The following is a 14,056-nucleotide window of genomic DNA, read 5'->3' as shown; positions in this document are numbered from 1 at the left end:
AAGACAGTTATACTCTTCGAAAATCAAATTCAAACCGCGTCAACGTCGCCTTGCCGTACTCAAGTACAGCCTGCGCCTAGTTTCCTAGTTTGCTCTTTGATTTTCATTGAGTATTACTTCTAAGAAAAGCAAACAAAAAACACCTTTCAAGTTAGATGAAATTCTAACCCCAAGGTGTCGTTATTAAGATTATTTAGCTGCTGCGTAGAGTTCGTCTACTTTATTCCAGTTAATAACTGAGAAGAAAGCTTTGATGTAGTCAGGACGAACGTTACGGTATTTCACATAGTATGCATGTTCCCAAACGTCCAAGCCCAAGATTGGTTTTTTACCTTCTGAGATTGGTGTGTCTTGGTTTGCTGTTGAAGTTACTTCAAGCTTACCTTCTTTGTTCACAACCAACCAAGCCCATCCAGAACCAAAACGAGTTGTTGCTGCTGCTGTAAAGGCTGCTTGGAATTCTTCAAATGAACCGAAAGTTTCATCGATTGCTGCTGCAAGTTCTGCTGAAGGAGCTGTTTTTTCAGGAGTCATCAATTCCCAGAAAAGAGCGTGGTTCAAGTGTCCACCACCGTTGTTGATAAGCGCTTGACGGATATCAGCTGGGATAGATTCTACATCAGCAAGCAAAGCTTCAAGGTCTTCACCGATTTCAGGATGTTTTTCAAGAGCTGCATTTGCATTGTTAACGTAAGTTTGGTGGTGTTTGTCATGGTGCAAGTGCATTGTTTCCGCATCGATGTATGGTTCTAATGCATCGTAAGCGTATGGAAGTTCTGGTAAGATAATGGCCATCTGTAATACCTCTTTTTCTTTCTATATAAAGATGATAACGCAATCATCCTATTTTTTCAAGTTATTTGCTCAATCTGACTGACTTGCAATCTGTAATAAGGCCCTCTCAAACAGGTAACCTTTCTCGTAAACACCTGTCTTAATTTGATAATCAGCTTGGATAAGATAACGAATAGAATTCTGTAGAAAATCCAGGGATAGTCTTCGAGAATCTCGAAGGGCAAACTTGATTTGGTAAGGATTGGGATTACGACCAAGGTAGTTCCCTAAACTGCTGACCATCTGGGACTCTGTCTGACCTAACTCTGCCAAAATCTTAACTTGTGTATAGAGTCTGAACTGCCCCAGCATAATGGCAATCAGTTTAATCTCATCTTCTCCCTGCAAGGTCAAATCTTTTACCAAATCTCGCGCCTGATCAATCTTTTTAGCGAGGATAAGCTGGGTTAAGTCAAAGATATTATCTTGCAAGGTTTTAGGGATAGCTTGAACAATATCCTCTTCAGTGATGTTACTGTCAGCCTTGTATGACAGCAAAAAGATAAGGTTTTTTTGGATTTCGCTAAATTGAAAACCTGACTTGATGAGTAGATGGTCAAAAGATTTCTCAGCGAAAGTAAGCCCTTGTTTTTGACTCCACTTTTGAAAATATGCTCGTAATTCCTGCTCTTTTGGCTCAATCGCTTCAAAAACTTTGGCATCCCTCTTCAAAAGTTTAACCAACCGTCTCTTACTGTCTAACTTACCTTCTGCAAAAATCACTAATTTGCTAGTAGGCGATGGATTTTCCAAGTATTCTTCAAAAGATTTGAGTTCATCATCTGACAGATAGCGTTTTTTTGCCGTGCTTATATCCACAAAATGATCCAGAATTACAATCTTTTCATCTGCAAAGAAAGGAAGACTAAGGAGTTCCAGCTCAATATCCTTGTAGATCGCTTCTTTCATGTCAAAGTGAGCAAAATTCAAATCAGCTGAATCATAGCCAATTTGTTTCAATACTTGACTCTTCATGACTTCAAATTGTCCCAAATCATCCCCAGTAAATACCGTTAAGACTGGTAAGTTCTTCATGGTCAAGCCTTGACTCTCTTCAATGGCTAGCATTTATTCTCCTTTCTTTTTAATTTAGCTTCTGTTTAATCCATATAATTCAATTTTCCACGGAAATCCTCTAGGCTTTGGTATCCTTTTTCCGTCATAATTTCTTTGAGTTCCTTTGTAATACGTTCAAAAGCACCTACACCTTCTTTATGAAGAGTAGTTCCTACTTGTACCATGCTGGCACCACATAGGATATGTTCAAAGGCATCACGCCCTGTGAGCACTCCACCAGTTCCGATGATTTGAATTTGAGGATTTAAGCGTTGATAAAAGGCATGGACATTGGCAAGTGCAGTTGGTTTAATGTATTCTCCACCAATTCCACCAAAGCCATTCTTTGGACGAATCACGACAGACTCGTCTTCTATATAAAGACCATTTCCAATAGAGTTGACACAGTTGACGAATTTGAGTGGGTATTTGTTAAAAATAGCTGCCGCTTGATCAAAATGTACAATATCAAAATAAGGTGGAAGCTTAATCCCAAGAGGTTTTGTAAAGTAGGCAAAGACTTCTGACAAGATACGGTCTGTTGTTTCAAAATCATAGGCAATCTGAGGTTTACCTGGAACATTTGGGCATGAAAGATTCAGTTCTGTCAGACCGCGGAAATCACTTTCTTGAACCTTTTTCAAAATGGTATGAGTTTCCTCTGGAGACATCCCAACTAATGATAAAAAGAAGGTACGATTTGCTTCCTTTTCTTGTAACTCTAAAAGATAGTTTAAGTAATAATCTAAACCATTATTTGGTAGCCCCATAGAGTTGATAGAACCGAGTGGAACATCTTGATAACGTGGTTCCGGATTTCCCTGACGAAATTCCAAGGTTGCTGTTTTAGTGACAAAGGTTCCTGCTGCTGAGTTTTTGACACCTTCCAACTCCTCAACTGTCATACAAGCAACTCCTGCTGCATTCATCAAGCAATTGTCAAACTCAAAACCAGCAATCTGTGTTTTAGTTGATACCATGATTCTGTTCCTCCAGATTCCTTTTTATGTCTATTATTATACCATACTTTGACTTTTGCTTTTCAATAAAACCATTTCCATAGAAAAGGTTCGTTTTTTAGCATGTTCTGAATCAGTCGTTTTAAATTGAAAGAATTTTTAGAAAATTTATGTTTTTTTCTTTACACTGAAAAAATTTTCTGCTATAATGTCTCATGTAATAAAATATGACAACAAAAAAAGGAGAACGATATGACATCTGCTAAAGAATATATCCAAAGCGTGTTTGAAACTGTAAAAGCTCGTAACGGGCATGAGGCTGAATTTCTCCAGGCGGTTGAAGAATTCTTCAGCACTTTGGAACCTGTTTTTGAAAAACACCCTGAGTATATTGAAGAAAACATCTTGGCACGTATCACTGAACCTGAGCGCGTAATCTCTTTCCGTGTTCCTTGGGTTGACCGTAATGGAAAAGTTCAAGTTAACCGTGGTTACCGTGTTCAATTTAACTCTGCTGTTGGACCATATAAAGGCGGACTTCGTTTCCACCCAACTGTAAACCAAGGGATTTTGAAATTCCTCGGATTCGAACAAATCTTTAAAAACGTCTTGACTGGACTTCCTATCGGTGGAGGTAAAGGTGGATCAGACTTCGATCCTAAAGGTAAAACAGATGCTGAAGTGATGCGCTTCTGCCAAAGCTTCATGACTGAATTGCAAAAATATATCGGACCATCTCTTGACGTACCTGCTGGTGATATCGGTGTCGGTGGACGTGAGATTGGTTACCTTTACGGACAATACAAACGCCTTAACCAATTTGATGCTGGTGTCTTGACTGGTAAACCTCTTGGATTTGGTGGTAGCTTGATTCGTCCAGAAGCAACTGGTTACGGTTTGATTTACTACACTGAAGAAATGCTCAAAGCTAACGGTAACAGCTTTGCTGGTAAGAAAGTTGTGATTTCAGGTTCTGGTAACGTAGCTCAATACGCTCTTCAAAAAGCAACTGAACTTGGTGCAACCGTTATCTCTGTATCTGACTCAAATGGTTATGTCATTGATGAAAATGGTATCGACTTTGACCTTCTTACAGATGTTAAAGAGAAACGCCGTGCTCGTTTGACTGAGTATGCTGCAGAAAAACCAACTGCTACTTATCATGAAGGTTCTGTATGGACTTACACTGGTAACTATGACATCGCTCTTCCATGTGCTACTCAAAATGAAATCAACGGTGAAGCTGCGAAACGCTTGGTTGCTCAAGGAGTTATCTGTGTATCTGAAGGTGCCAATATGCCAAGCGACCTTGAAGCTATCAAAGTCTACAAGGAAAATGGAATCCTTTACGGACCTGCAAAAGCTGCCAATGCTGGTGGTGTAGCTGTATCAGCGCTTGAAATGAGCCAAAACAGCCTTCGCCTCTCATGGACTCGTGAAGAAGTTGATGGTCGTTTGAAAGACATCATGACAAACATCTTCAACACTGCTAAAACAACTGCAGAAACATATGGTTTAGGCACTGACTACCTTGCAGGTGCTAATATCGCAGCCTTTGAAAATGTAGCAAATGCTATGATTGCTCAAGGGATTGTGTAAGATAAATCAACACAAAAATCCTCAATCACTTCGATTGGGGATTTTTATTTTGGTTTTAAAAAGAGCTCTCTTAATTTTTTAGTGAACTTAAAATTAAGAGTTATTTTACGATAACTAAGGAAAAAGAAAGACATTCGACAATTTCATTTGTTACTTTATCAAAGTTTATATCTTCTTTGTCATTTATAATCATAGGAACAATATAAGAAAGACTTAAAGCTAAAATATAGCGAACGATCCTTTCATTTGACCAATCTCGGATAACACCATTTTCTTTAAATTGATTCAAAACAGGACTAATCGGATTAATGATAGAGTGTACAATAATATTTCCTAACTCTTCAGAAATAGCTTTATCAATAAGTGAACGATTCAAAAGTATTTTAACTTGCATTTTATTGTTCCTAATAAAAACTAACCTATCCCGAACGATGCTTCTTAGAAAAAGTGAAAAAGATTTTTGCTCTATTGTAAATCTCTTATCCGAAAAATCAGCAATCACTTCTGGAATAATTTGCTCTAGAAATGTAGATAAAATAGCATCTAGGATACCTTCCTTGGTTTTAAAATAACTAAAAACGGTTCCTTCTGAGACTCCAGCGTGTTCAGCAATAAGATGAGAAGTTGTATTTTCAAAACCAATCTCTGAAAATAATTTTAAACTTGACATTAATACTTGACGTTGTTTTAAACTTAAGCTACTGGATTTTAATGTCTCTGCGAACTTATATTCTATAGTTTCCATTGCTAACTCCTCCCTATCTATTCTTTTATCTTGATAATTCTTTTACCACGAGTATGCCCTAATTTCAGACTATGATAAGCCTCTCTAACAGACTCCAGAGAAAAACTATACTCTTTCTCAATATTTAGCTGAACTTTTCCATCTGTGACCATCTCCTCTAGAATTTTTAAATCATCATATGTAGAATGTCTTGGCCCAGTGAACTGAGCCCCTTTTATCATAACAAATGGTGAAGGTACTAAAGTTCCAATATCAGTTCCGTTCAATCCAAGATGGAAAGCTAACTTAACGTAATCACCACCATAGCAATCCAAGAATTTTGTAATAGGTTTTGGAGCTACTGATAAAAGAGACTTTGGGACATCCTCTTCATAAGATACTGGTATAGCACCTAAAGACTCTAAATATTCTGCATTATTCTTGCTAGCAATACCAATAACAGTTGCGCCCTTAGCAACCGCATACTGAACTGCAATACTTCCAATACCACCTGAAGCAGACGAAATAACTACAACATCTTTTGAATTTAAATGAATTCTTCTAAAAGCACCACCGACTGTTAAAGAGGCCACCCCCATAGTAGCAGCATGATACATATCAATATTGTCTGGTTTCAATGCAATTTCTGATTCATAAACACAAATTTCTGTTGCTAACGCACCCCTCTTAGTACCAAGTCCAGGATCACTTATTATTGTTCCAAAAACCTTGTCACCTACTGAAAAACGGCTCACTCCTTCACCAATCTCTGTTATAACACCAGCAAAATCCCTAGCGACACCTCTTGGAAATAAAGATGATTTTGATTCAAACCAACGACTTGGTTGTTTTAATTTTGTTAAGAAAGTCAAAAAACGAAGTGGCTTTGCCCCCTCGAAAGTTTTATAATCAATAGGATTTAAACCAACAGCAAATACTGCTACCCTAACTTGGTTCATTTTTAATGGTTCAGATGTAATATTTACTAAATCTAGAACTTTCTCATCACCAAAATGATTATACTGTATTGCTTTAATAACCATTATCTAATTCTCCTAATCCCTAACGAATTGAGTGAGTACTCAATTAATTTTTATATATTATACGCTTATTCTTCAAAGAAATCAACTGCTCTATGATTTTTAAACAAAAAGACCTATCCGAATGGATAGATCTTTGTTATCTTACAATTTACCTGCTACTGCATCCAACAATTCTTGGATTTTCGCTTGATTGCTTCCTCCTGCCATGGCCATGTCTGGTTTACCACCACCACGTCCATCGACGATTGGAGCTAATTCTTTGATCACATTACCTGCGTGTACCTCTTTTGTCTTGCTGGCTACAAGGACATTGACCTTGTCACCGATAGCTGCGACAAGAACAAGGACATCAGAGTAATCTTTTTGTTTCCAGTTATCCGCAAAGGTACGAAGGGCACCTGCGTCTGATACAGATACTTGGCTGGCAATGTAACGGTGTCCGTTTGCTTCTTGAACATTCTTGAAGACATCACCTGCTGCCGCCTCTGCTGCTTTTTCCTTCAATTCTGCATTTTCTTTTTGCAATTGACGGAGTTGCTCTTGAAGTCCTTCCACCTTGTGAGGTACTTCTTTGAGTTGAGGAGCTTTCAAGGTTGCTGCGACTGCTTTCAGTGCATCTTCTTGGTCACGATAAGCTTCAAAGGCCTCTTTACCAGTCACTGCCAAGATACGACGAGTTCCTGATCCGATCCCTTCTTCTTTGACAATCTTGAAGAGACCGATTTCAGAAGTATTGCCAACGTGAGTACCACCACAAAGCTCTACTGAATAGTCCCCGATAGTGACTACGCGAACTTCCTTACCGTATTTCTCACCAAAGAGGGCCATAGCTCCCATTTCTTTAGCTGTGTCAATATCAGTCTCAACTGTTTCCACTGCAATGGCTTCCCAAATCTTCTCATTGACTTGTTGCTCAATAGCACGCAATTCTTCAGGAGTCACGGCTTGGAAGTGAGTGAAGTCAAAGCGAAGGAATTCTACTTCATTAAGTGAACCTGCTTGAGTAGCATGGTGGCCAAGGATATTATGAAGAGCTGCATGGAGCAAGTGAGTGGCTGTGTGGTTCTTCATGACACGATGACGACGATTGCTATCGATGGCCAAAGTGTATTCTTGGTTCAAAGCAAGAGGAGCAAGAACTTCAACGGTGTGCAATGCTTGTCCGTTTGGTGCTTTTTGAACATCCGTCACAGTCGCTACGACATTTCCTGCAGCATCCAAGATTTGACCGTGGTCCGCAACTTGTCCACCCATTTCAGCGTAGAATGGTGTTTCTGCAAAGATAAGTGAAGCAGTTCCTTCTGATACACTTTCTACTTCAGCATTGTCCGCTACGATAGCCACTAACTTAGAAGACAATTGGCTAGCATTGTAGTTGAAGACACTTTCTACAGTGATGTTTTGAAGGGTTTCATTTTGCATACCCATAGATCCGCCTTTGACAGCAGACGCACGCGCACGTTCTTGTTGTTCCTTCATGGCCGCTTCGAAGCCTTCACGGTCTACAGTCATTCCTGCTTCTTCAGCGATTTCTTCTGTCAACTCTACTGGGAATCCGTATGTATCATAAAGTTTAAAGACATCTTGACCAGCAATGACAGATTGTCCTTTTTCTTTCAAGTCTGTTACGATGCCTTGGGCAAAGTGTTGACCTGAGTGAAGGGTACGAGCAAATGACTCTTCTTCGCTCTTAACGATTTTCTCAATAAAGTCACGTTTTTCAAGAACTTCTGGGTAGTAGCTTTCCATGATTTTTCCAACAGTTGGAACGAGTTTGTAAAGGAAAGGCTCATTGATACCCAATTTTTGACCATGCATAGAGGCACGGCGGAGAAGACGACGGAGGACATAACCACGACCTTCATTTCCAGGAAGGGCACCATCACCGATAGCAAATGAAAGAGAACGGATGTGGTCTGCAATGACCTTGAAGCTCATGTTGTCGCCATCTTGGTCATAAACCTTACCAGACAATTTCTCCACTTCGCGAATGATCGGCATGAAGAGGTCTGTTTCAAAGTTTGTCTTAGCCCCTTGGATAACCGCCACCAAACGCTCCAAACCAGCGCCCGTATCAATGTTCTTGTGTGGCAATTCTTTGTACTCGCTACGAGGAACCGCAGGGTCTGCGTTAAATTGTGACAATACGATGTTCCAGATTTCGATATAACGGTCGTTTTCGATATCTTCTGCAAGAAGACGAAGACCGATATTTTCTGGGTCAAAGGCTTCCCCACGGTCAAAGAAGATTTCTGTATCAGGTCCAGAAGGTCCTGCACCGATTTCCCAGAAGTTGTCTTCAATTGGAATCAAATGACTTGGATCCACTCCCACTTCAATCCAGCGGTTGTATGAATCCTTGTCATCTGGATAATAAGTCATGTATAGTTTGTCTTTAGGGAAGTCAAACCACTCAGGACTTGTCAAAAGCTCATAAGCCCATGTAATTGCTTCGTCACGGAAGTAATCCCCGATTGAGAAGTTCCCCAACATTTCAAACATAGTATGGTGACGGGCAGTCTTACCTACGTTTTCAATATCGTTGGTACGGATGGCTTTTTGCGCATTGGTAATCCGTGGGTTTTCAGGAATGATGGTTCCGTCAAAGTATTTTTTAAGAGTGGCAACCCCTGAGTTGATCCACAAAAGTGTTGGATCGTTTACTGGAACCAAGCTAACAGATGGTTCTACTGAGTGGCCTTTTGTAGCCCAGAAATCAAGCCACATTTGGCGGACTTGTGCACTAGATAATTGTTTCATATGTATCTCCTTTTTACTAATTTGATTGGCTTTCTAGCATTTCCACATAGTCGATAGCGACACAGAGGGAAATGACTAGGTCTGCATAAGATTCGTCATAGACGGTTACGGTGTAGGTAGAGGTTAAATGGAAAAGTTCCTTGGCAATCTCAGCAATCACTTGGTCACGATCGTCCAGCAATTTAAAATTCAAATCCCAGACATTTCCTTCGATACGAAGACCGAGATTGTCAAATTCATACTTATCTCTAAAGAACGTCAACTTCTTCCGAATATAAAAATGATCGCCGTTACTCAGTTGAATTTCAAAACGTGGTAGGAAAGTTAAGACTTCTTTGCTAATCTCACTAACCTGCTCACCCACTGCATCATAGATAGTAAAGGTCTTTGGAATCTTAAAGAAAGAACCTTCAACCTGATAGGCGACATTGCCCATTTCATCCTTGATATCAAAGCGTTCACCACCTAGGCGAAATTTTTGTTTGACAAGAAATCTTCTCATAAGCACCTCCAAAAATAAAAGACAAATCCATATCACGAAGGGCGAAAAACCGCGGTACCACCTTCATTCAATGAACTTGTCATTCTTTGATTCTTATGCAATTGTTGGATTGAGTAGCATGATTTTCTATCTTAGATGGCTCGCAGCACCGCCAATTCTCTGAACTAAGATGGAGAGAAAATCAATTCTCAACTTTCTTATTATATCGTTTTTTTAAGCCTGCGTCAACTGGAAATAATCCTCATTTAAATAACCAACTCCCTACATCCCTGATTACTTTTTCAGGATATATTTTTTCTTACTGCCATTTTTCTTTTTATCCCAACTTTTATTCCAAGTTTTCGAATTGCTATACATAAATACGAAAATATTTGCAAATATAAAGAACCCTATTACCAAATGTATGGAATCCGTTGTTAGATATTGCCGATCCAAGCCATCCTTTAAATGAAATAGTATAATTGTTTCGTTAACAATTAAAAAGGTTGGCCAGTAACTTTTTTTGAAAAAAGTAGACATTTTCATGATTTGTTACCGCTTTCTATTATTATAAACTTAGTATACTACTAGGCTATAAAATAAGCAAATAGGATAGTAAAAATATACAGTTATACAACTATTCAAAAAACGAACCAGCTTGACTGGTTCGTTTTGTTTTATATACTCCTACTTCCGATACATCTTAAATTGTAGGAAGAGGTCGCTGTAAATTCCTGTCCATTTATGGTCAAACTTCTCATAAACTTCTAGGTGTTTCATAGTGTCTGCGTCTGGATAGAAAGACTTGTCCTCTTTTGTCTCCTCAGGGAGCATTTCCTTAGCAGCATTGTTTGGTGTTGAATAGCCGACATACTCTGCGTTCTTAAGAGCATTGTCAGGTTTCAACATAAAGTTGATAAAGGCGTATGCTGCGTCTTGGTTTTTGACTGTTTTGGGAATGACCATATTGTCAAACCAGAGGTTACTTGCTTCTGTCGGTACGACATAGCGGAGATTTTCATTTTTCTCAAGCATCTGGCTGGCTTCACCAGAGAAGGTCACACCGATAGCAGCGTTGTTCTGAATCATGTAACCCTTCATCTCATCGGCTACAATAGCCTTGATATTCGGTGTTAGCTTATAGAGCTTATCTACCGTTTCCTCCAACTGCTGTGGATCTTTAGAGTTGAGGCTATAACCTAGCGAGTTAAGACCTAAACCAAGTACTTCACGCGCCCCATCAAAAAGCATAATAGAGTTTTTATACTCTGGCTTCCAAAGGTCGTCCCAATGTTCAGGCGCTTCTTCCACCATAGTTTCATTGTAGACGATTCCCAAGGTCCCCCAGAAGTATGGGATAGAGTACTGGTTGTTTGGGTCAAAAGACTGGTTGAGAAACTCTGGACCGATATTCTCAATGCCCTCAATCTTACTATAATCCAGTGGAACTAGAAGGTCTTCGTCCTTCATTTTGTTAATCATGTACTCACTTGGGATGGCAATATCATAAGTCGTTCCACCCTGCTTGATTTTCGTGTACATAGCTTCGTTGGAGTCAAAGGTTTCGTACTGGACTTGGATTCCTGTTTCTTCTGTAAATTTCTCCAGAAGTTCAGGATCGATATAGTCTCCCCAGTTGTAGATAACCAATTTTTGACTATCGCGACTATTGATTTTACTGTCAAGATGGTAAGAAATTCCCCACAAGACAAGGATAATCGCTAGAATTCCTGCTAAAAATGAATAGAGTCGTTTCATGCTTGCTCCTCCTTCTCACGTGAAATGAAGTAATATCCGACAACTAGGATAATACTAAAGAGAAAGACCAAGGCTGAAAGAGCATTGATTTCTAGCGAAATTCCCTTACGAGCTCGAGAGTAGATCTCAACTGACAAGGTTGAGAAACCATTTCCCGTTACGAAAAAAGTTACAGCAAAGTCATCTAGAGAATAGGTGAATGCCATGAAGTATCCTGCAATAATAGACGGCGTTAGGTAAGGAAGCATAATTTCCTTAAACATCTGGAACTGGCTGGCACCAAGGTCATAGGCTGCATGAATCATGTCACCGTTCATTTCCTTAAGGCGAGGCAAAACCATCAGCACTACGATTGGAATGGAGAAGGCCACATGACTAGACAGAACTGTCAAAAATCCAAGTGAAAACTTGAGTTGTGTAAAGAGAATCAAGAAGCTGGCACCAATCATAACGTCTGGTGCAACCATCAAAATGTTATTGAGTGATAAGAAGGCTTCTTGATATTTTTTGCGTGATTGGTAGATGTAGATAGCACCGAAAGTCCCAATAACAGTCGCAATCAAGGCTGATAGGAAGGCTAGTAAAAAGGTCTGAACCAAGATGAGCATGAGTCTTCCATCTCCAAACATGGTTTCAAAGTGAGACAAACTAAAGCCTGTAAAACTATTCATATCATCGCCAGCATTAAAGGCATAGCCGATCAGGTAAAAAATTGGCAAATAAAGGACGATAAAGACAAAGGCTAGGTAAAGATTCGATAATTTTTTCATCGTTCTCTCCTTTCCTTAGTCACCCACATAGTGATAAACATAGTCAGGATAAGAACAACACCGATAGTTGAACCCATACCATAGTTGTCATTGGTCAAGAAGTTCTGCTCGATGGCAGTCCCCAAAGTAATCACTCGGTTCCCCCCAATCAAACGAGTCAACATGAAGAGACTCAAACTTGGGATAAAGACAGATTGAACTCCGCTTCGCACCCCGTTCATAGACAGAGGGAAGATGACATGACGGAAGGTTTCCCACTTGGTTGCACCAAGGTCATAGCTGGCATTGATGAGATTGTTATCCATATCGTCCAAAACGTTAAAGATAGGTAAAATCATAAATGGAAGCTCGATATAGCTTGCGACAAAGATAAATGAGAAATCCGTAAATAGCAACTGCTGCGAACCGATTCCGATAAATTCTAGGAATTGGTTGATAGAACCATTTTGACCAAAAATCCCGATAAAGGCATAGGCCTTAAGGAGAAGGTTGATCCAGGTTGGCAAGATGATTAGCATGAGCCAGAGTTGACGGTGTTTAAGACGAGTCAAAAAGAGGGCTGTTGGATAACTGATAAGAAGCGTCACTAGAGTTACAATCCCTGCATAGAGAACCGAGTTAAAGCTCATTTTAAGATAGGTTAAGTTTTGCGACGCAAAATAGGATTTATAGTTTTCTAAACTGAACTGGCCTTCGATGTTGAAAAAGGATTGCCCAAAAATCAAGATCAAGGGTGCCAATACAAAGAGTGCAATCCAAAGCATGTAGGGCACTACAAAGAGTTTAGAGGTTGTTTTCTTCATCTCTTTCCTCCTCAATAGCGTTAATCAGACCTGCTTCATGCTCTTCGATTTCTACGTACTCTTCGATACGAGCATCGAACTCTTCTTCTGTTTCATTGAGACGCATGATGTGGATGTCTTCTGGTTCAAAGTCCAGACCAATTTCCTCACCAACGATGGCCTTACGAGTTGAGTGAATCATCCATTCATTGCCGAGTTCATCATAAGCGATAATCTCATAGTGAACCCCACGGAAAAGCTGAGTATCGACCTTAACTTGGAGCTTGCCTTCTTCTGGAAGTGTTATGCGCAAGTCTTCTGGACGAATCACGACTTCAACCGGTTCATTTGGCTTCATACCACCATCGACCGCTTCAAAGCGTTTGCCGTTAAATTCGACCAAGTAGTCCTCAATCATGGTTCCTGGCAAGATGTTTGATTCACCGATAAAGGTTGCAACAAAGTGGTTGATTGGCTCGTCGTAGATGTCAACTGGTGTTCCTGACTGAACAATTTCACCGTCATTCATAACGAAAATCCAGTCACTCATAGCCAAGGCTTCTTCTTGATCATGTGTAACAAAAACAAAGGTAATGCCCAATCGCTGTTGCAGTTCACGCAGTTCGTACTGCATATCTGTTCGCAACTTCAAGTCCAAGGCTGACAAAGGTTCATCCAAGAGAACAACACGAGGCTGGTTGATAATCGCACGCGCAATAGCTACACGCTGGCGTTGTCCTCCAGAAAGCTTACGAATAGAACGTTTTTCGAAACCTTCCAACTGTACCATTTTGAGAACTTCTAATACACGTCGTTCGATTTCTTTCTTATCGACCTTACGCAAACGTAATGGAAAGGCAACATTTTCAAAGACATTCATATGCGGGAACAAGGCATAAGACTGGAAGACTGTATGAACATCACGCTTATTGGTCGGGATATCATTGATTCGCACGCCGTCCAACAAAATATCACCAGTCGTTGCATCCAGCAAACCTGCGATGATATTGAGAATAGTTGATTTCCCTGAACCAGACGCTCCTAGCAGTGTGTAAAATTTTCCTTCTTCCAACTCAAAGTTAATATCCTTGAGAACCTTGGTGTCGCTATCTTCAAAAACTTTAGAAACGTTTCTGAATTCGATGATTGGTTTTTTCAATTGTCATTTATTCCTTCTTTTTCATAGATTAACAGATCAGGGCTCTGTCAGGCCGCTACTACCTCTTGTAGGAGATTGAACTGCCTACATTCTTCTGCACTAACGATAGGCTTTCACCCCCTCTACATTCT

Annotated in this window: 13 protein-coding genes; 1 reads left to right on the top strand and 12 read right to left on the bottom strand. The window is 39.9% G+C overall.

Annotated features, from left to right (window positions below):
* Nucleotides 1–189: 189 nt before the first annotated feature.
* From sodA to K1I67_RS03840, 3 genes are all read right to left on the bottom strand, one after another.
* A complete protein-coding gene (sodA, locus tag K1I67_RS03850; protein WP_223338847.1) occupies nt 190–795 on the bottom strand; it encodes a superoxide dismutase SodA in 606 nt (201 codons plus the stop codon).
* A 69-nt stretch (nt 796–864) separates the two neighbouring features.
* The gene (holA, locus tag K1I67_RS03845) at nt 865–1,902 is read right to left on the bottom strand and encodes a DNA polymerase III subunit delta (RefSeq protein WP_223338845.1); all 1,038 of its coding nucleotides are present in this window, start codon (nt 1,900–1,902) and stop codon (nt 865–867) included.
* A 32-nt stretch (nt 1,903–1,934) separates the two neighbouring features.
* Nucleotides 1,935–2,870 carry a dihydroorotate oxidase gene (locus K1I67_RS03840; RefSeq protein WP_223338844.1) on the bottom strand — a complete coding sequence of 312 codons (936 nt, stop codon included), beginning with the start codon at nt 2,868–2,870 and terminating at the stop codon, nt 1,935–1,937.
* Nucleotides 2,871–3,101: 231 nt separating this feature from the next.
* Here K1I67_RS03840 and gdhA point away from each other — a divergent pair, with 231 nt between their 5' ends.
* Complete coding sequence (gdhA, locus tag K1I67_RS03835; protein ID WP_223338843.1) at nt 3,102–4,448, top strand: NADP-specific glutamate dehydrogenase; 1,347 nt, start codon at nt 3,102–3,104, stop codon at nt 4,446–4,448.
* Between the two features lie 100 nt (nt 4,449–4,548).
* Here gdhA and K1I67_RS03830 read toward each other — a convergent pair whose 3' ends face one another.
* The 9 genes from K1I67_RS03830 to K1I67_RS03790 form a co-directional block, all read right to left on the bottom strand.
* A complete protein-coding gene (locus K1I67_RS03830; protein ID WP_223338841.1) occupies nt 4,549–5,193 on the bottom strand; it encodes a TetR/AcrR family transcriptional regulator in 645 nt (214 codons plus the stop codon).
* A gap of 17 nt (nt 5,194–5,210) precedes the next feature.
* Nucleotides 5,211–6,215, bottom strand: coding sequence for an NADP-dependent oxidoreductase (locus tag K1I67_RS03825; protein WP_223338840.1), 1,005 nt, complete (start codon nt 6,213–6,215; stop codon nt 5,211–5,213).
* Nucleotides 6,216–6,356: 141 nt separating this feature from the next.
* Nucleotides 6,357–8,975, bottom strand: coding sequence for an alanine--tRNA ligase (gene alaS, locus K1I67_RS03820; protein ID WP_223338839.1), 2,619 nt, complete (start codon nt 8,973–8,975; stop codon nt 6,357–6,359).
* A gap of 16 nt (nt 8,976–8,991) precedes the next feature.
* A complete protein-coding gene (locus K1I67_RS03815) occupies nt 8,992–9,477 on the bottom strand; it encodes an LURP-one-related/scramblase family protein (protein WP_223338837.1) in 486 nt (161 codons plus the stop codon).
* Nucleotides 9,478–9,750: 273 nt separating this feature from the next.
* Nucleotides 9,751–10,002 (bottom strand): hypothetical protein, encoded by a 252-nt coding sequence (locus K1I67_RS03810; protein ID WP_061863298.1) that lies wholly within the window; start codon nt 10,000–10,002, stop codon nt 9,751–9,753.
* A gap of 141 nt (nt 10,003–10,143) precedes the next feature.
* Nucleotides 10,144–11,214, bottom strand: coding sequence for an ABC transporter substrate-binding protein (locus tag K1I67_RS03805; RefSeq protein ID WP_223338835.1), 1,071 nt, complete (start codon nt 11,212–11,214; stop codon nt 10,144–10,146).
* Complete coding sequence (locus K1I67_RS03800; RefSeq protein WP_045763347.1) at nt 11,211–11,984, bottom strand: ABC transporter permease; 774 nt, start codon at nt 11,982–11,984, stop codon at nt 11,211–11,213. The genes K1I67_RS03805 and K1I67_RS03800 overlap by 4 nt, the downstream gene beginning before the upstream one ends.
* Nucleotides 11,981–12,787, bottom strand: coding sequence for an ABC transporter permease (locus K1I67_RS03795; protein WP_223338834.1), 807 nt, complete (start codon nt 12,785–12,787; stop codon nt 11,981–11,983). Before K1I67_RS03795 ends, K1I67_RS03800 begins: the two co-directional genes overlap by 4 nt.
* Nucleotides 12,768–13,925, bottom strand: coding sequence for an ABC transporter ATP-binding protein (locus K1I67_RS03790; RefSeq protein ID WP_006150793.1), 1,158 nt, complete (start codon nt 13,923–13,925; stop codon nt 12,768–12,770). Before K1I67_RS03790 ends, K1I67_RS03795 begins: the two co-directional genes overlap by 20 nt.
* Nucleotides 13,926–14,056: the final 131 nt, after the last annotated feature.

This window comes from Streptococcus infantis (assembly GCF_019929575.1).
Taxonomy (GTDB): domain Bacteria; phylum Bacillota; class Bacilli; order Lactobacillales; family Streptococcaceae; genus Streptococcus; species Streptococcus infantis_L.
This window is presented reverse-complemented; position numbering and strand designations above follow the sequence as displayed.